Source organism: Mesorhizobium sp. M0019, from assembly GCF_040323975.1.
Taxonomy (GTDB): Bacteria; Pseudomonadota; Alphaproteobacteria; order Rhizobiales; family Rhizobiaceae; genus Mesorhizobium.
Window position 1 is genome coordinate 86,593 of sequence record NZ_JAMYVK010000016.1, and the last position, 17,553, is coordinate 104,145.

15 protein-coding genes and 1 pseudogene are annotated in these 17,553 nt (G+C 60.8%); 7 read left to right on the forward strand and 9 right to left on the reverse strand.

Annotated elements, in window-relative coordinates; translation table 11 throughout:
- Position 1 precedes the first annotated feature (1 nt).
- The 4 genes from NKK47_RS14245 to NKK47_RS14260 form a co-directional block, all read right to left on the reverse strand.
- Entirely contained in the window at positions 2-856 is an 855-nt protein-coding gene (locus NKK47_RS14245; protein ID WP_352577345.1) for an MBL fold metallo-hydrolase, read from the reverse strand.
- 122 nt (positions 857-978) lie between these two features.
- On the reverse strand, positions 979-1,428 hold the full coding sequence (locus tag NKK47_RS14250; RefSeq protein ID WP_023675957.1) for a cyclic nucleotide-binding domain-containing protein: 450 nt from the start codon (positions 1,426-1,428) through the stop codon (positions 979-981).
- 157 nt (positions 1,429-1,585) lie between these two features.
- Positions 1,586-4,300, reverse strand: a complete 2,715-nt coding sequence (locus tag NKK47_RS14255) for an ABC transporter transmembrane domain-containing protein (protein ID WP_352577347.1) — start codon at positions 4,298-4,300, stop codon at positions 1,586-1,588.
- A 17-nt stretch (positions 4,301-4,317) separates the two neighbouring features.
- Positions 4,318-4,638: a hypothetical protein gene (locus NKK47_RS14260; protein ID WP_352529896.1), complete on the reverse strand. Its 321-nt coding sequence runs from the start codon at positions 4,636-4,638 to the stop codon at positions 4,318-4,320.
- Positions 4,639-4,768: 130 nt separating this feature from the next.
- On the opposite strand from NKK47_RS14260, the gene NKK47_RS14265 reads away from it, so the two are divergent.
- Positions 4,769-5,437, forward strand: coding sequence for a class I SAM-dependent methyltransferase (locus NKK47_RS14265; protein ID WP_156937317.1), 669 nt, complete (start codon positions 4,769-4,771; stop codon positions 5,435-5,437).
- A 212-nt stretch (positions 5,438-5,649) separates the two neighbouring features.
- Here the strand turns inward: NKK47_RS14265 and NKK47_RS14270 are convergent, their stop codons facing one another.
- From NKK47_RS14270 to NKK47_RS14285, 4 genes and pseudogenes are all read right to left on the reverse strand, one after another.
- Positions 5,650-6,828 (reverse strand): glycosyltransferase family protein, encoded by a 1,179-nt coding sequence (locus NKK47_RS14270; protein ID WP_023675953.1) that lies wholly within the window; start codon positions 6,826-6,828, stop codon positions 5,650-5,652.
- The gene (locus tag NKK47_RS14275; protein ID WP_352577349.1) at positions 6,825-8,069 is read right to left on the reverse strand and encodes a glycosyltransferase; all 1,245 of its coding nucleotides are present in this window, start codon (positions 8,067-8,069) and stop codon (positions 6,825-6,827) included. Before NKK47_RS14275 ends, NKK47_RS14270 begins: the two co-directional genes overlap by 4 nt.
- 1 nt (position 8,070) lies before the next feature.
- A complete protein-coding gene (locus NKK47_RS14280) occupies positions 8,071-9,285 on the reverse strand; it encodes a glycosyltransferase family protein (RefSeq protein ID WP_352457171.1) in 1,215 nt (404 codons plus the stop codon).
- 489 nt (positions 9,286-9,774) lie between these two features.
- Positions 9,775-10,078, reverse strand: a pseudogene (locus NKK47_RS14285) (ferritin-like domain-containing protein); the annotation flags it as partial.
- Positions 10,079-10,479: 401 nt separating this feature from the next.
- Between NKK47_RS14285 and NKK47_RS14290 the strand changes: the two are divergent.
- Together NKK47_RS14290 and NKK47_RS14295 are read left to right on the forward strand one after the other, a co-directional pair.
- A complete protein-coding gene (locus NKK47_RS14290) occupies positions 10,480-10,818 on the forward strand; it encodes a hypothetical protein (protein ID WP_023675950.1) in 339 nt (112 codons plus the stop codon).
- 188 nt (positions 10,819-11,006) lie between these two features.
- A complete protein-coding gene (locus NKK47_RS14295; protein ID WP_352577351.1) occupies positions 11,007-12,245 on the forward strand; it encodes a M24 family metallopeptidase in 1,239 nt (412 codons plus the stop codon).
- Between the two features lie 9 nt (positions 12,246-12,254).
- On the opposite strand, the gene NKK47_RS14300 is transcribed toward NKK47_RS14295, so the two are convergent.
- Positions 12,255-13,127, reverse strand: a complete 873-nt coding sequence (locus NKK47_RS14300; protein WP_352577353.1) for a helix-turn-helix domain-containing protein — start codon at positions 13,125-13,127, stop codon at positions 12,255-12,257.
- Between the two features lie 106 nt (positions 13,128-13,233).
- Here NKK47_RS14300 and NKK47_RS14305 point away from each other — a divergent pair, with 106 nt between their 5' ends.
- From NKK47_RS14305 to NKK47_RS14320, 4 genes are all read left to right on the forward strand, one after another.
- A complete protein-coding gene (locus NKK47_RS14305; protein ID WP_352577355.1) occupies positions 13,234-14,505 on the forward strand; it encodes an extracellular solute-binding protein in 1,272 nt (423 codons plus the stop codon).
- 205 nt (positions 14,506-14,710) lie between these two features.
- Positions 14,711-15,571 carry a carbohydrate ABC transporter permease gene (locus tag NKK47_RS14310; protein ID WP_254817930.1) on the forward strand — a complete coding sequence of 287 codons (861 nt, stop codon included), beginning with the start codon at positions 14,711-14,713 and terminating at the stop codon, positions 15,569-15,571.
- A complete protein-coding gene (locus NKK47_RS14315; protein ID WP_023675945.1) occupies positions 15,568-16,419 on the forward strand; it encodes a carbohydrate ABC transporter permease in 852 nt (283 codons plus the stop codon). Before NKK47_RS14310 ends, NKK47_RS14315 begins: the two co-directional genes overlap by 4 nt.
- A gap of 8 nt (positions 16,420-16,427) precedes the next feature.
- Positions 16,428-17,525: an ABC transporter ATP-binding protein gene (locus tag NKK47_RS14320; RefSeq protein WP_352577357.1), complete on the forward strand. Its 1,098-nt coding sequence runs from the start codon at positions 16,428-16,430 to the stop codon at positions 17,523-17,525.
- Positions 17,526-17,553: the final 28 nt, after the last annotated feature.

The following is a 17,553-nucleotide window of genomic DNA, read 5'->3' on the forward strand; positions in this document are numbered from 1 at the left end:
CTCAGCGCTTTTTGCGCAATGAGACTGGAAGTTTGAGCGTCTGGCCATCCCGCGCGACAAAAGCGCCGGTAAACCTGTCCTTGGCCAGTTTCTGGATCTTGTCCAGTTCCTTGTCGGTGCGTGTCGGATCGTGGTGAAACAGTGCAAGCCTCCGCGCACCGGCCGCCTCACAGAGCTTGACGCCCTGTTGCCAAGTCGAGTGCCCGTAACCGCGGCGGCGTTCCATTTCCTCCTCGGTGTAGGTGCAATCGTAAATGACGAGGTCGGCATCTTCGATCAGGCCGAGCACCGCCTGATCGAGTTTGTCCGGCTCGTGCTCAGTGTCTGTGATCACCGCCACGACGCCGCCGCCCCATTCGACCCGGTAGCCTATGCAGCCGCCCGGATGCATAAGACTGCCGGTTCGGACCACCACCCCTTCGCGCGGGCGAAGCACGTCTCCAGATACGAAATCGCGATAGTCGAGGCTTGCCTTGCAGGCCTCCAGTTTCACCGGAAACCACGGCGGCCGCATGAACTCATCGACCATCTGCCGGGTCGTCATGTGTCCTGCAAGATGCCCGGACCAAAGCGTAACCTTGGCGCCCCGGTCATAGATCGGCGCAAAAGACGGCAGCCCGATGATGTGATCGTAATGGCAATGGGTGAAAAGCAGGTCGAAATCGGTCACGCCCAACGCCTGAAGCGCCGCGCCGGCAGGCCGTAGGCCAGAGCCTGCGTCGAACAGAAGCGTATGCTTACCGCATCGCATCTCGACACAGATTGAGTTGCCGCCATAGCGAGAGAATTCTGGCCCTGATACCGAAATGCTGCCGCGGACACCCCAAAACCTGACCAGGAAAACGTTGTCGTCCATGCTACCCCTTCGCCCATCATATCCAAACAACTGCTGCTAGGCGAGACAGGCTTTCTCCGGGTGATCTTCTCAGCGAGAGGACAGTGCCGTCACGACGGCGAGGATCGAGCGCACGTCCTTCGTTATTTGGCGCTTCGTGCGTCGATCAGATCCGCGGTCGTATGGCTTAGGCGATCGGCAAGAACCCGCAATATCTCGATGGTCATTTCCGGGAACTCCCTCATAAGCCTCAGGAAATGATCCTTGCGGATTCTCAGGGCTTCCAGCGGACTTGCCGCTCTGACGGTGGCAGTGCGGGAGCTGTTGCACAATATGGCGATCTCGCCAACGATCGAATTTGGCTCCAGTTCGGCAACTTTTATCGGTCCGCTGTCGGAATCGACAAGAATATCCGCCCTGCCTGAAAGGATGACATAGGCGGCGTCTCCCTCGTCGCCCTGCCGGAAAAGGATCTGGCCGGCGCTGTAGCTCACACGATCGGATGTGAACGCAAGCAGCTTGAGCTTTGTCGGCTCGATGGCAGAGAACAAGGGAACGCGTTGCAGCATTCCAACTTCATCCTTGAGCAGCATTGTCGCAAACCTTCCAAAATTCGCGTTTGCCAGACTAGAGCAACGGACGCCCAGATGGAATCAATTCTCTTTCCGGGATGGCGAGACAAACCACGCGAAAGGTGGCGAGCCCGATGTCCGGCACCGGCAGAATGATCCCATCTGAATGTCCGTTGCTCTATGACAACAGTTCCTTGAAGATACCGTTCCCTGCCAAAAGTGTCTCGTGTGTTCCGTCTTCCGCCAATTGACCCGAGTCGAAGACGATAACGCGATCGAACATCATCGCCATTGCCGGATTCGTCACGACCCACACAATTGCCGGCGAATGGCCGTCGCGCCTGGCTTCCTCGAGCACATTTCGCAGCACCTTATCCTGCATGCGCTGGTCGAGCGCCGACAGCGGCCGGTTGAGAATGAGAAAATCGGGACGCTTGAGCAAGGCCCGGGCAACATCGAGCTTCTGTCGCTGTCCACCGGTCAGCCGCCTGCCGCCGGAGCCGACGTTGAAGTCCAGGCCGACATCCAGAAGTTCGCCATAAAGCCCCAGTTCGTCAAGAATGTCATAGACGATGGAGCGTATGCGGTCGGGCGCGTCGGGATGATTGTTGCCCACACGCCCGAACAGGACATTATCCATGACGGTGGCCGCGGCAATGTATTTGGCAGGATCATACCGTTCGACCGCATTGTGCAGCTCGGGCGGCAGGTCTTCATAGAACCGGTTGCGTGCAGCGACGATCTTGCTCATCAGCTCGTCGCTCAGCAGGCCGAAGCGGTGCCGGGGCTCGATGTAGGCAAAGCTCAAGGTGACGATCATGGCGCGATCGTTCTCCGAAACCGCCTCGTAGGGACGGTTCTTGAGCCGTTGCAGCAAGGTTTCGTAGGCGGGTATCTCCTCCGCGCTCATGAAGGCGAGCTGCTGGAAGAACTGGTGATCGGGCGGCAGGTCGGCAAACAGCTCGATCGCCTGTTTGGCGATCTCCAAGCCCATTTCGTAGAGCGTGCGGTCGAGGCCGGCTTGCCTCAGCACGGAAGCAAAATAGGGATTGGCCGCCAGGGCCCTGTCGGCCAGTTCGGGGCCGGCGGCAGCGCCGAAGAGCAGGTTTTGGCCGATCGTTGCTTCCTTGTTGTAGGCGCCCGGTTCGAAAGGAACCACCAATCCGCTCAGCCCCTCTTGTTCCAGCCGGGTCCGCAGCGCCGCACGCAGTTCGACGATCCGCCTGGCAAGCTCCGTGTGACGCGTGAGGTCGGCCGAAGAGCGCAAGCCGAGATCCAGAATGTCACGCGACAGAACAACCGCGTCGAGCACCCGGCGCACGGCTTCAAAGAGGTCGTGCGGGCCGGTAGCGCCAGCGGAAGCATAGTTGATCCAGTCGCTGTGGATATCAAGATCCGGATTGCCCGACCGGCGCGCCTCGTGAATGTTCCAGCGGTGCTGATCTGCCGCAGCACCGTCATAAGGCACCGATGTCAGCGGCGCATGCTTCAACCCGTAGAGCAGGTTGTCGCGGAGGCTTGCCTGGAACAGGAAAACATCCGACGAGGCATACGACATCCGCCGGCCGGTTACTGCTTCGGGGAGTTCAAGCAGGTCGTCGGTGCCCGAAGCGACCCTTCCGCTGTCCGGCCAGTTCAGCCTCGCGAAGGCTTCTGCAAGCGCCTCCGCTCCACCTGTTGCGGTACTGACCAGTGCCACCGCCTCACCCGGCTTGACCTGGAGGGAGATACGGTTGAGGAGCATTGCACCGCCATCGTCTGCTATGGACAGATTGATCGCCGACAGCGGCTTGGTCATCGGATCGGGATCGTCGATCGTCAATGCCCCGATTTTCGGCGCGATGAGACCTTCCACGGTGAACTGTTCAACGACCTGTTGATATTTGACCTGGACATCCTGCCGATCCTGATCCCAGTCGATCAGTTCCTTCATCGGTCCGGGCAGGTCCTTGTAGGCGCCGATCACGGCCACGAGCTGGCCGACGTCCAGCCGCCCCTGGAGGACCAGATACCCGCCGATCATGTAGAACAAAAAGGGCGTGAGCTGCGCGAGAAAATTGTTGAGGAACTTCACCATGAATTTCCATTGGTAAAGATCGAAGCGGATCTTGAAGATGAGCCCGAGCCGGGCAGCTATGTCGGCGCGCTCGTAGTTTGATGTATCGTGGACGTGAACCGCGCCGATGCCGTCGACGATTTCGCCAACCCGGCCCGAAAGCGCGCGCGCCGTCAACTGCCGTTGGCGCCCGAGCACGATCAGCCGCCGCCGCATTCGCGGGATGAGCACGATCTGGATCGCCACGATCACGACCGCTATCATTCCGAGCCAGACGTTCTGGATCATGATGAACAGCATGGCCGTCAGCGCTTGGCCGCCGAGCAGTACCGGCTGCAGGAAGGCGTCGCCGATGAAGCCGCCCAGCGGCTCCACCTCGTCCTTCACCATGGTCGCCACTTCGGCGGATTTCACCCGCTTGAAGTAAACCGGCGGAAAACGCAGCACACGGTCGACCAGATCGAAGCGGATACGCCGCAGCATGCGTTCGCCGAGGCGGCCCTTGTAGGTGTTGATGTAGAATTTGAACAGGCCGTTGATGACGACTAGCAAGAGGAACACAAGGCTCAGGGCAAACAGGGTCTCCTCGCGGTCGAGCTGAAAACCGGAGAAGAACTGGACCTCTCCAATGAACGGCAGGTTGTAGTGTAGCCTCATGAATGGCTGGGTCGCGCCCGGTTGCTCGAAGCCGCGACCTTGGATCGGTCCGTTGACGATCAGCTTCGGCAGGTCGAAGGACATGAAATACGGGATCATCGAAAGCACGACGATCATCAATATCCAGAGCTGCTGCTTCTTGGTGTGCGTCCAGATATAGCGGGCTAGGCTGGCTTCCATATGCGACTGTGGACCCTTCAGTTGGAAGGATGCAGGATGTAAAAGCACCTGCTGGCGAATGGCGTATCGGCAATTTCTTCATCGCCAACGACAAGCTCGAAGCTGCTGTGCACGGACATTGTCCTGCGCTCAACGATGCAAGGAACCTGCGAGGCGGCGCGATCCAGTTCCGGCGCATGGTCGATGGCAACGACATGGGCATTGTTGATCGGCGAAGAAAGCAGCTGGCCAAACGGTCCGCGGCTTTCGTAGGGCTTTGGCGAACAGCCGAGCAGCACGAGGCCGCAGCTGCGCGGCTGGTGCTGGCGGATGGACGCCGATGATCCGGACAGATGCAACAGGCTCTCTCCGGCACCGGGCAATAGCCAAGCGGCTTGCAGCATGATCACGTCCGCGGAATCAAACAGTCTTGCGGGAGGCAAGATTGCGTTGTGTCGCCCAAAATCCCAACATACAAGACGAATTATGATGGATGTCACGCAACCACGCAATGCCATGGACTGGCACGAGCAAGCCTTGGACCTCACGCGGGGAATTGCTGCTTATGTCAACTGCCCTCTCGTGGCAGGGCTGGCGCGCGTCGTCGCCAAGCATCCGAAGGCCGATATCGCCAACGCCTTCAACCACAAGCAGGTCGCCTGCAAGATGTGGGCGCTCGATAGGCTGTTCGAAAGCGGCGGCGGCCGCTTCGGGCGCATATGGGTTCTGGGTGGATGGTACGGCGTATTGCCGGCAATGCTTTTCAACGACGCCCGCTTCGACATCGCGGCGGTCGATAGCATCGACATCGACCCCGAAGTCGCGCCGGTCGCCCGGACCCTCAACCGGGAAGCCGGCGACCGGTTCCGGGCGCTGACGGCAGATATGTACGCACTCGACTATGCGGCCGGGCGGCCCGATCTGATAGTCAATACGAGCTGCGAACACATAGCCGATCTGCGCGCCTGGCTTGCTCTGCTTCCGCCGGGCACGAATGTACTGCTGCAATCGAACGATTATTTCAGCGAGCCGACGCACATCAACTGCGTGGCTTCGCTTGCAGCCTTCGAGGAAATGGCGGCGCTACGGGAGGTGCGGTTCTCCGGCGAACTGCCGACAAAAAATTATACGCGCTTCATGCTGATTGGAACTGTTTAATGCATTTCGCCCAAAAGCGCGTAGCGGTTTTGGGACAACGACACGCATAAAACAGGACTTGAAGCGCGTCGCACGAATCTCACCAGACGCGACGCGCGTTAGAGCATTTGCAGGAAAGTGTGGAAACGGCTTTCCGTCCGGAATTGCGTCAAAACAAAGAGACAGAGCGGTTCTGCGTGAAACGATGAACCGCTCTAGGATCTATCGTCTGTTCAATCATGAACTTTTCCGAAACCGGGCCCCACATTTAGGGACCATGTTCGATGCCGCTCGCGCAGGATTTGCGCGGAGCGACGCGCGCCTTCCAGATCGAGACGATGCGCGGATGGCGTCGGTTCCACAAGCGCTTGTTCGATCGCTTGCGCCAAACCTTCAGGCGTCAGATCCTTTTCCATCAGCACCGTTGCAAGACCGAGTTCTTCGAGCATCAGGGCGCGAACCGTCTGTTCGGTTTCCCCGCCGGCTGCAAATGGGACGAGCAGGGAGCGACAACCCGCGCGCAGGACATCGCAGACCGTGTTGTAACCCGCCTGCGAGACTGACAGGCGGGCGCCGGTCAGCAGGCTGGCGAAATCCTCGCGGAACCGGAAGATGGACAGGCCCGGCGTGGCATCGCGTGCGATCGCGTCAAACTCGTCTTTCGGCAGGTTTGGGCCGGTGATCAAACACCATTTCCAAGCGTTGTTGGCATTCCGCGCCGCTGCGATGGTGGATCTGACAAGGCTCTTTCCGGCAGCCCCGCCGCCAACCGACACCAGAACGTCGAAGCGCTCGGAGGCCGCGGGCGATGGCGGCGCGGCAACGAGCCCCGTGTAGGTGACCTCGGCCCTGATCGCCCCAGCCAGTGGAAATGTCTTGTCGATGGTTGCGAAAGCCGGATCGCCATGGACCATAACAAGATCGAAATGCCTGTTGATGAGATCGACCGTTTCCTCGTTTCGGCCCAGCTTGACGCGCTCCTGGAGGATATCACGGACGGACGTCGCCAGCAGCGGTCTGGGCGACGTCGCGTCGATGGCTTCGATCAGCGGCAAGAGTTCGAAACGCATCTGCCGGCGTCCAAATGGAAACGCCTCGACAATGACGATATCAGGCCTGCAATCCCGGAATGCCTGCAGCAGCATCTCTGAACGCCATTTCTTGAAATCATCGTCGATCGGGTTGCCTTGCAGGTCGACAAGTCCCGAAAATCCTTCATCACCGGAGGTGACAGGTGGCAGGGTTACAGATTGTACACCCAGTCCCGGAAACCCGGCGATCGGCGCTCCGCCGGTCACGACGGTAACGTCAAACCCGTCATCGACCAGAGCCGCCGCAATGCGGCTGGCGCGCGCGAGATGGCCGATGCCGAGCAGGTGCTGGACATAGAAGAAAGCGCGCAGCCGCTTCATTCGGCGGCCCGCCACTCCCGCTCGAACAGTTCCTTGAGCTGTCCAATGCTTGCCATATGATCGAAATTGCCGCGCACGCGCCGCTCTGCGGCGTCGCCGAGGCGGTCGCGGAGCACGGGATCACGGATCAGGCGCTCCAGCGCCTGTGCCAGGGCAATCGGGTTTTCCGTCGGAACCAGCAACCCGGTTTCATCCGGCGATAAAAGCTCCGGCACGCTGGAAATATCGGTCGACACGCAGGCAAGCCGCTGGCTAGCCGCCTCCACCAGAACGTTCGGCAGACCGTCGCGGTCGCCATTTGCGGTGATCCTGCAGGCCAGGGCGAAGATGTCGGCGCGGCGGTAGCGCTCAAGCACCTCCTCCTGCGCAAGCGCGCCTTTCCAAGAGACGCGACCATCCAGGCCGAGCTTTTGCGCCAGCGCCTTGAACCGTTCCAGTTCTTCGCCGCCGCCGATATGCTCGAAACGCCACGCCAAATCGCCGGGCAACAGGGCAAGGGCCTCCAGCAACGTATCGTAACCTTTCTTTTCAACGGCGCGCCCGACACTCAGAACGACAACCGGTTCGTCCGGAGCCGAGCCGTCATGCTGCTTTCGCGCCTCGCCGAAACTGCCGAAGCGATCAAGGTCGAGCCCATGATAGCTCAGATGCACAGACGAGTTGCCGTTAGCGAGTTTTTTCAGACGATCGAAGCCGGTTTTCGTGCAAGTGACCGTCCAGCGCGCCGAGGAAAGCTTGCCGGCCAGATCCCAGTCCGCCGAAGTCCAGATGTCCTTGGCATGGGCCGAGCAGGTCCAGGGCAGGCCACGAAGCTGGCTGGCATAGCGCGTCACCGATGCAGGCGTGTGCGCGAAATGTGCATGCAGCCAGCCCGCGTTTTCCGGCCATTCGGCCGCCAGCACGAGCGCTTGCCCGAAGCGGCGCGCGCGATTGCGCGTAAAGTCGCGGGGCATATCGGCAGCCAGCGATCCGAGCGCGCGCCAGAAGCCCGGACGCAGCAGACAGGCAAACAGCGAGCGAAGCACGCGCAGCGGCTCTTCATGCAGATATTCCGGCAGATAATGGACGGGCGCTTTGATCTCGTCATGCACGGGGTGGCGTTTTTCGTCGGTCGGCCGCCTGAGCGCGACGAGTATCAGGTCGAACCCCGCACGCTCAAGACCGAGCAGTTCCTGCGCGATGAAGGTTTCGGACAGCCGCGGATAACCCTTCAGAACCACGACGATCTTGCGATGTTGCAACTCAGGTCATTCCTTCAATGACCGAAAGGTGATGGCCGGCCCGCCGGTCGAGCAGTTCCGCGACGATTTCGGAAATATGAGGCAGCCCCTCCAGCGTCAGATGCGGATTGCTCTGCGATGGGCGGGGCCGGTCCGGCAGCACCTTCAATGCATCAGCAAACCGCCGGGAATCCTCGGCTTCTTCCGGCAAAAGCATCTCGATGAGGCCGAGTTCGGCTGCGCGCCGTGCGCGGATCAGTTGTTCCTGGCGGGGCTCGACGCGCGGCACGATCAGCGCCGGCTTGTCGAAAGACAGTATCTCGCAATAGGTGTTGTAGCCGCCCATCGCCACTACCGCCTTGGCGCCGGCAATCAGGTCTTCCATGCGGTTGTCGAACTCGATGATCTTGATGTAGGGGATCTTGGACCCCTTCTTGAGCAGCTTGTTGCGCTTGCGCGCCGGCATGTAAGGCCCAAGCACGATCAGGGCTCTATGCTGCAATTGCGGATCCTGCTGATAGGCATCAATGACGTCGTGGATCAGATCGGCGCCGTCACCGCCGCCACCGGTAGTAATGAGGATATAATCGCCCTCGGGCCGGTGGCCGGGCAACTCGTTCCGCTGCAGGCTCCGTTGCAGGAAACCGACGAACCTCATCTTTGCCCTGACAGCCGGGGGCACATCCAAGCCGGTCAACGGATCGTAGAAATCCGGCGGACCATAGGCCCAGACCTTGTCGTAGAAGACGCCTATCTTGCGCATCACGTCTCTGCGTGCCCACTCTGCTTCGAGCAGATGCGGCGCATCCATCACCTCGCGCAGGCCAAGCACCAGCGTGGTGCCCCGCGTCTTGAGGTAGGACAGCGTGTCCTCAATCTCACCGCGCAGGCCGAGCGGTTCCTTGTCGACGATGAAGATATCCGGCCGGAAGGTCTCAGCTGTATGGCGGATGATCGACTGGCGCATCCTTAGCGTCTCATGCAGATCGATGTCCTTTTCCAGCGAGGTGTATTCGCCGTTGCGCAGCTTGATGACGCTGGGGATCTTCACGAAGTCGACACGGGCGCGGTAGTCGAAGGCGCCAGCGATAGTCGCACCCGAAATGATAAGCACCTGAAGTCCGCGGAAATCCTCGACCAGCGAATGCGCGATAGTCCGGCAGCGCTGCAAATGGCCGAGCCCGAACGTGTCGTGGCTGTACATGAGAATTCGAGCGTTTTCTGCGTGCTGGGTCATTGTTGAACGTCTCTTAGAATTCTCGCCTTGAGGACCGTGAGCGACCCGCAGGGTTCGAAACCATCCTCGCGGGTCTACCGACCTGTTCTGAAACATGAGGGCGCAATTTTCAATTCGTATTACAAAGAGGGTCCATATGCTGAAACCAGGAAGCTACGTCTGCTCAGCGGCCTGCTTGCCACGTGGTCCAGAAGAACCTGCATCATTTCGCTGGTATTGACCATCTCGGATTCTCGGCGGCCTTGACCGCTACGATCAACGTGGAAACTCCAGAATGGAATAAGGTATGGGCTGGGTACTTCACTTCGAGCGTCTAAGCCAAGCTCCTAAACCATGATGTGCCTTGGCGGTGGGAAGCCGGAGCGTTGACGGAGTAGGGGACACGTTCGAACCGCCTAGATCTCGACTCTCAGACCAGAATCTGGGGGTCAGGAGTTCGACTCTTTTCGGGCGAGCCAATTGAACTCACTAGCTTTTTGGATGCCATGGGCGCATGAACTCGCCGATTGCAGGCGTGTCAAAGCTGACCTGTTTGCCGCCAACGACAGCGCCGGCCTTCGGACCGGCATCCGAGTCTTCGATCCCTTTCCGGTTGTGCCGCGCAGGTAATATTCGGCTTCCATATATTCGAGATTGAGGGCGAACCGGAAAAAATGTCTTCGTCTTTGACCTCATCCTGCGCATAGGCCCGGGAAACCGGGGCAAGGCCGGTGGCCGAAGCGAGCGTTGCTCCCAGGCCAAACTGCAACGCGCGGCGGCGCGAAACACGAAATGCAGGCGTGACGCGGATCATGGCTTCCTCCCAAAAGCCCGCCGGCATCAAACATTTTGGCACCTCAAAAGCGCGCCTGCGCTCCCAACTTCACGAAATGTGGAATGTTCCTCAATCACCTTGAATGATCTCACCGATGGCCGAGCAGCTAGGTTTCCTCGACCCTAGCCTGATGTCAGCCGACGCACACTGCGCTGTAGCGGCGCCGGATCTGCCGGCAGCAAAAATCCCGCCGCTGCGGTCGTCCGAAGTACGCTGTCGATAAAATTCAGGACTTTTGCGTATCGATTTCGGACCAAGGTCCGTCTTGTAGAATACTGTATTTGAACAAAGCTAGGTAACAGCCGACTTTCGGATTCGAAAGTCCTGACGTTTTTCATCTGAAACCCATCCTGGCGGGAGGGCGACTCGAAGGAGGAACTATGAAAACGCGCACCTGTCTATTCGCGACTGTAGCCGCTCTCACCCTTGTCGCATCTCCGGTACTCGCTGCTCCCGGGGGCAATGGCAATGGCAACGGCAATGGCGGCAGCAACGGTAACGGCGGAAACTCGGCTGGGGCCGGCTCGCAGGGACACGGAGCCGCCACTTCCGCCGCGGCCAAGGACAAGTCGACGACCGGCGTTGCTCATGCAATGGCGGTCGTTGCCACGACACCGGCCTCACCGCAGGCTACGCTGGCCTTGCAGGCAGCGCTGGATAGGAAGGCCGCGAAAGACGCGGCAGACACTGCCGACGACACTTCCGACGAAACCGAGTAAGCATTCGAAACAGACCACTCGTCGCGTTGAAAGCCGTGGTTCGCCGCGGCTTTTTTCGTTTCCCGACGACGAACTCTCAAGGTGAACAGCGCTTCCAGAAAAAAGCTGCTCCACGGCGGCACTGAAGCTACGCTAAGGCCAAACGCCGCCGCATCGGCGTCGGATTCGAGTGCATTCGAGGAGATCCCATGACCGGCTTTGTCGACCGCGAGCGCGCAACTGACCTGATGCAGCGCGCCGGCATCGAGGCGCTGGTGCTTTGCGAGCCCGAGGCGTTCCAATATGCCACCGGTGCCTGGATCGGCCCGGCCGGCCTGTTCCGGCGGGCCGGCGCCGGTTTCGTCGTTATTCCCAAGCGAGGCGACCTGCCGATCGGCGTCGTGGTGGCGGATTTCCAGGCTGCCCGGCTCCGGGCGGCGATGGCCGGCGCCGTGCTGCGCACGCATGCGATCTGGATCGAATCGGCGTCGCTCGAGCCGGCGACGGCTGACCGGCCTGTTGCGCAGCGCATCGAGGCCGGCCTGGTTGGCCGCGCTCCCGGTTTTTCACGTCCGGCGACCTTTGAGCTTGCCCGCTCCGTCCGCGAGCTGAAAACGATCTTTACAGAATTCGGGCTGGAGCGTGCGACGCTCGGCATCGAGCTGGATTTCGTCTCGGCCAGCGATTTTTCCGCGCTGCAGGCGATGTTGCCGGGCACTGCCCTGGTCAACGGCTCACCGGTTCTCGACAGGCTGCGGGCAATCAAATCGCAGAGCGAGATCGACCTTCTGCAGCAGGGCATCGCCCTGTCGGAAGCCGGCCTGTCGCGGCTGCAGCAGCATGCGACGACCGGCATGCGTCAGTCTGAGCTGGTCGCGCTTTACCGGCAAGGCGTCGCGGATGCAGCCGCCGGGTCGTCGCAGCAAATCTCGACGGCGGAATACGTCACGCTGGGCGCTCGCCCAAAAGGCGCCGACGCCGTCGCCGCCGCCGGCGATCCGCTGAAGGCCGACATGGTGTGCAGCGTGAACGGCTATGCCTCGGATATGTCGCGGAATTTCACCTTCGGGCCGCCGTCGCCCGAACAGGCCGAATTGCATGCGATAGCCGAACGCGCCTTCGCCGACGGGCTTGTCGCGCTTATGCCCGGAAAGCCGTTAGCCGCCGTGCATCGCGCCGCCAGCGAAAGCCTGGCGCGCCAGGGCCTGCGTTCCTATCGCCGCGGCCATTTCGGCCACGGCGTCGGCAATTCCGTGTTTTCCGAGCAATGGCCGTTCATCTCGGCCGACAGCACTGTCGTGATCGAGGCCGGCATGGTGCTGGCATTCGAGATCCCGCTCTACATCGACGGTCTCGCCAGCTTCAATCTCGAGGACCAGTTCCTGATCACCGCCAACGGGCCGTCGCCGATGAACCGCCTGCCGAGGCGCCTGGATATTATCGCTTGAATCCAGCCGTTATTTGGCGCCGGCCACGCCCCTGCGGAAATCCGACGGCGACATGCCGGAAAGCTTGCGGAACGACTTGTTGAAGGCACTGAGCGAGCCGAAGCCCGATTCCATGGCGACGCGCAGCACATTGGCATCCTGATGCATCAGCAGCGCCTGCGCGTAGCTGAGGCGCAGCAAATTCACATATTCATTGAGCGTCATGCCGGTCGATTTCTTGAAGATGCTCATGGCGTATTTGGGATGGATATCGGCCGCCGCGGCGATGTCGACGCAATCGATTTCGTAGAGGAAATTCTCGGCGATGAAGTCGCACATGCGCCCGACATTGCGCAGCGATTGCTGATCGAAGGGACTGCCTATCTCCTGTTCGACCGGGGTTTCGGGCACCAGCCGGTAAGGCTCGAAGCGCACCCGCTCCAGCCGCAGCAAAAGCTCGTTGACGGCATGCTCGGCCTTGACCGGATCGCCGGAGCGGGCATAGCGATTCCAGCGCTCGAAATTGTGGTCGTCCGACCGGTCGGTGGCGTCGGTCACCAGCGTCGCGCCGGTCATCAGCCTGTTGCGGACATCTACGGGCAAATGCAGCCGGAAGAAATGCACCAGTGGCAGATGCGCGCCGGCGTAGATGGCATCGTCGGAGGCTTCGTCCATCTGGTGCGGCAGGCCGCCCCAGAACAGGCACATGTCGCCCGCAGAAAGCGAAAGCCCGTGCCCATCCATGCGGTAATGCACGGCGCCACGCACGATGAAATTCACCTCGACCTGGGCGTGCCAATGCGGCTTGAGCATCACCAGGGGCTGGGTGTGGAACATCTGCAGCAGCAGCGGCAGGCCCTCCACGCTGCTGGCGCCAGGCTGGTAAAACGGCCTTTCCGGCATCTTACTTTCCGCTCATTTCTTATTCCCTTTGTCGCGGACAAGGCTTTCCCGAGGCCTAGTCTAGCCACGCTCGCAAACAGAGAGCAACTGAAATGGGAGGATTTCAATGCGCATAAAATTGACCTGCGCCGCGCTCGCGCTTGCCTTGGGCTCCAGCCCGGCCTTTGCGCAGTCCGGTGAAATCACGATCTGGAGCTGGAATATCGCCGCTTCGTCGCTGAAGGCCACCATAGCGGGCTTCAATAAGCAGTATCCCGACATCAAGGTGACGGTCGAGGACCTTGGCAACCAGCCGACCTACGACAAATCAATCGCCGGCTGTGCCGCCGGCGGCGAGGGGCTGCCTGACATCGTTACGATCGAGAACGGCGAAGCCGAAAACTACTGGAGCCAGTTCCCGGATTGCTTCGTCGACCTGCATACGCTCGGCTACACCGCGGAAGACCAGGCAAAATTCCCCGACTTCAAGCGTACCGAGCTCGAGGTTGACGACAAGGCCTATGCGATGCCCTGGGATTCCGGTCCAGTGGCGATGTTCTACCGCCGCGACTTCTACGAGAAGGCTGGCGTCGATCCGTCCTCGATCAAGACCTGGGACGATTTCATCGCCGCCGCCAAGAAAATCCAGGCCGCCAATCCCGGCGTCACGATGACCAACGCCGATTTCAACGGCGATTCCGAATTCTTCCGCATGATCTCCAACGAGCAGGGTTGCGCCTACTTCTCCGCCGACGGGCAATCGATCACGGTCAACCAGCCCAAATGCGTCGATGCCATGACCAAGATCAAGGAGATGAAGGATGCCGGCATCATTTCCTCAGCCGACTGGAGCACCAAGATCACCAACAACACCGCCGGCAAGGTCGTCACGCAGATGTATGGCGGCTGGTATGAAGGCACCGTGCGCACCGAATCGCCCGATGGGGCAGGCAAATGGGGCGTCTATCTGATGCCGAGCCTGACCGCCGACGGTCCGCGCGCCGCCAATCTCGGCGGCTCCTCGCTCGCCATCACCTCGGTGTCGAAGAACAAGGAAGCCGCCTACGCCTATCTGAAATACACGCTTGCGACGAATGAGGGCCAGATCACCATGCTGAAAGGCTTCGGCCTGGTGCCGTCGCTGATCTCGGCGCTCAACGACCCTTATGTCTCCGAAGGCCTGCCCTATTGGGGTGGCCAAGCCGTGTGGAAGGACATACTCGGCACCTTGCCCAAGGTCGTCCCCAGCCGCGGCACGCCGTTCCAGAGCGACGCCGAAATCATCATCCGCGCGGTGCAGACCAAATATCTGGCCGGCGGCTATCCCGACGCCAAGGCAGCGCTCGACGATGCCGCAAGCCAGATCGCCGCGGCGACCGGCCTGCCGGTCAAGTCGTGATCTAGACGAGGCGGCTCCGAGCGCGCGGCTCCCCTTCTCCCCTTGTGGGAGAAGGTGTCGCCGAAGGCGACGGATGAGGGGTGCTCCAGCTTGGCGGCGGCGGCACTCCGGGCATCACCCCTCAACCGTCTCGGCGCTACGCGCCGATCCACCTTCTCCCACAAGGGGAGAAGGCAAGAACTTGAAAGCAGAAAGGAGGAAAACGATGCGCTACCAGAACGCCACGGCGTATCGCTTTCTCGCGCCGTATCTGCTGATTTTTTCGATCTTCTGGCTGTGGCCGATCATCGATTCCTTCCTGATCTCGTTCCAGGCGACGCGCACCGTGCCGTGGCGCTTCGCGCCGACCTTCAACTGGGGCCGGCTGATCGGCGATCCGGCCTTCTTCAATGCCTTGAAGAACACATTGCTGATCCTTGTCATCCAGGTGCCGGTGATGATTTCGCTGGCGATTGTGATGGCGGTGCTTTTGAATTCGCCACTGCTCAAGGCCCGTGGCCTGTTCCGCTTTGCCTTCTTCGCGCCGGTCGTGGTCGGCGAGGTCGCCTATTCGGCGGTTTTCCGGCTGATGTTCAATCTCGACTACGGCATCATCAACAAATTGCTGAACAGCATCGGCCTGCCCAGTGTCGACTGGTTTACCAACGTCACCCCGGCGATGGCGGTGATCATGATGGCGGTGACGTGGCGCTGGGCCGGCTACAACGCCATCATCCTGCTCGCCGGCCTGCAGTCGATTCCCGAGGATGTCTACGAGGCGGCGACCCTGGACCGGGTCAGCAAGGTCAAACAGTTCTTCTATATCACGCTGCCGCTGCTCAAGCCGATCATCGTGTTCTGCGCCGTGCTGTCGATCATCGGCACCATGCAGCTGTTCACCGAGCCCTTCCTGATCACCGAGCGTGGCGGGCCGGGCGGCGGCACCGAAACGCTCGGGCTGCTGCTTTACCGCCAGGGCTTCCGGTCGCTCAATTTCGGCTACGCTTCGGCCGTCGCCTACACCATGGCCGGGCTGGCGATTGCCATTTCGCTGGTGCAGATATGGCTGACGAGGGAACCGAAATGACCTCGCACTCAAGAGTCAGCCGTTCCCAGGCCAGATTGGGACGCAGCATCGCGCTGCATCTGTTCCTGACGCCGCTGGCGCTGGTCTGGCTGTTTCCGCTGTGGATGATGGTGGTTTTTTCGACGATGCCCGACAACGGCATCTTCAGCCCCGACATCGAGCTTTTGCCGCATGGCAATTTCCTCGACAATGTCAGCAATCTGCAGCGCGGCACCAATTTCATCGGCGCCATCGGCATCTCCGTCTCGGTGGCGGTGACCTATACCTTCCTGTCGGTGATGCTGACCTCGATGGCCGGCTGGGCGCTGGCGCGTTACAACTTCTTCGGCAAGGGCATGGTCGTCGCCATCATCTTCGGCACCATCACGCTGCCCTATGCGGTCGTGCTGATCCCGCAATTCATCATGGTGGCGCGCGACTTCAAGCTCGCCAACACTTGGGTGGCGCTGATCGTGCCGCCGCTGTTCAATTCGCTGGGCGTGCTCTTCATGCGGCAGAGTTTTTCGATGATGCCGCACGAGCTGTTCGACGCCGCCAAGGTCGAGGGCGTCAAGGAATGGCGGATATTCCTGTTCGTCGCACTGCCTCTGGCGCGGCCGATGCTGGCGGCGCTCGCCATCATCCTCTTCCTTGCCTCCTGGAACAACTATCTCTGGCCGCTGCTGATCAATTCCAAGCCGGGCGCAATGACCGCGCCCGTGGCGCTCGGCACGCTGATCGGTCTCACCAAGGTGTCCTGGGGCGGCATCATGGCGGGCGCGGTGATGCTGACGGCGCCAATGCTCGTCGTGTTCGTGCTTCTGCAGCGCCATTTCGTTGCCGGCATCGCCGCCGGCGCCATCAAGTAAGGATCAGCATGGCGGCAGTCACACTCAAAAACGTCATCAAGCGCTTCGGCGTCTTCGAGATCGTCCACGGCGCCAATATCGACATCGATGACGGCGAATTCGTCGTCTTCGTCGGCCCTTCCGGCTGCGGCAAGTCCACGCTGCTTCGGATGATCGCCGGGCTCGAGGACATCAGCGACGGCGAGATCGCCATTGGCGGCAAGGTGGTGAACGACGTCGAGGCAGCCGATCGCGGCATCGCCATGGTGTTCCAGTCCTACGCGCTCTATCCGCACATGACGGTCGAGCAGAATCTGAGCTTCGGCCTGAGAATGACCGGCAACGCCAAGGCAGATACCGAGCGGCGGGTGAAGCGGGCTTCCGAAATCCTGCGCATCGCCGAGCTGATGAAGCGGCGGCCGCGGCAATTGTCGGGCGGCCAGCGCCAGCGCGTCGCCATCGGCCGCGCCATCGTGCGTGAGCCGCAAGTGTTCCTGTTCGACGAACCGCTCAGCAATCTCGATGCCGAGCTCCGGGTGCAGATGCGCGTCGAGATATCGCGCCTTCATAAGGAACTCGGCGTTACCATGGTCTATGTGACGCACGACCAGACCGAGGCGATGACGCTGGCCGACAGGATCGTCGTGCTCAACGCCGGCAATATCGAGCAGATCGGCGCGCCGCTCGATCTCTACGACGACCCCGCCAACCGCTTCGTTGCCGGCTTCGTCGGCTCGCCGAAAATGAACTTCCTGGCGGCAAAAATGGTCGGGGCCGACAACGGTGCGGCGGTCGTCGAACTGGTCAATCATCGCGGCGCGCGACTGCGCAAGCCGCTTTCGGATGCCTTGCCTGCAACAGGCGGCGCTGTCGTGCTTGGCGTGCGGCCGGAGCATTTCTTCGACGCCGGCCAGGGCGACTGCGACCTTACCCTCAAGGCCGACGTCGCCGAGCACTTGGGATCGGTGAGCTATGTCTATGCCAATTCCGGTACCGGGGGCGGACGCGAGGAACTGATCATCGAGCGCGAGGCCTCGCGGCATCGCGCGAACGGCGACGACCTGGTGGTGTCGATCAAAGCCGACCGCTCGCTTCTCTTCGACGCCACCGGCGCACGCATTCGCTAACCCATCTTTCCTTTGTCCTATCGCGATT

What these genes read in the sequence shown, in the direction of transcription:
- NKK47_RS14245 (WP_352577345.1), bottom strand. Translation starts at nt 856, where the DNA reads ATGGACGACAACGTTTTCCTGGTCAGGTTTTGGGGTGTCCGCGGCAGC.
- NKK47_RS14250 (WP_023675957.1), bottom strand. Translation starts at nt 1,428, where the DNA reads ATGCTGCTCAAGGATGAAGTTGGAATGCTGCAACGCGTTCCCTTGTTC.
- NKK47_RS14255 (WP_352577347.1), bottom strand. Translation starts at nt 4,300, where the DNA reads ATGGAAGCCAGCCTAGCCCGCTATATCTGGACGCACACCAAGAAGCAG.
- NKK47_RS14265 (WP_156937317.1), top strand. Translation starts at nt 4,769, where the DNA reads ATGGATGTCACGCAACCACGCAATGCCATGGACTGGCACGAGCAAGCC.
- NKK47_RS14270 (WP_023675953.1), bottom strand. Translation starts at nt 6,828, where the DNA reads ATGAAGCGGCTGCGCGCTTTCTTCTATGTCCAGCACCTGCTCGGCATC.
- NKK47_RS14280 (WP_352457171.1), bottom strand. Translation starts at nt 9,285, where the DNA reads ATGACCCAGCACGCAGAAAACGCTCGAATTCTCATGTACAGCCACGAC.
- NKK47_RS14290 (WP_023675950.1), top strand. Translation starts at nt 10,480, where the DNA reads ATGAAAACGCGCACCTGTCTATTCGCGACTGTAGCCGCTCTCACCCTT.
- NKK47_RS14295 (WP_352577351.1), top strand. Translation starts at nt 11,007, where the DNA reads ATGACCGGCTTTGTCGACCGCGAGCGCGCAACTGACCTGATGCAGCGC.
- NKK47_RS14300 (WP_352577353.1), bottom strand. Translation starts at nt 13,127, where the DNA reads ATGCCGGAAAGGCCGTTTTACCAGCCTGGCGCCAGCAGCGTGGAGGGC.
- NKK47_RS14305 (WP_352577355.1), top strand. Translation starts at nt 13,234, where the DNA reads ATGCGCATAAAATTGACCTGCGCCGCGCTCGCGCTTGCCTTGGGCTCC.
- NKK47_RS14310 (WP_254817930.1), top strand. Translation starts at nt 14,711, where the DNA reads ATGCGCTACCAGAACGCCACGGCGTATCGCTTTCTCGCGCCGTATCTG.
- NKK47_RS14315 (WP_023675945.1), top strand. Translation starts at nt 15,568, where the DNA reads ATGACCTCGCACTCAAGAGTCAGCCGTTCCCAGGCCAGATTGGGACGC.
- NKK47_RS14320 (WP_352577357.1), top strand. Translation starts at nt 16,428, where the DNA reads ATGGCGGCAGTCACACTCAAAAACGTCATCAAGCGCTTCGGCGTCTTC.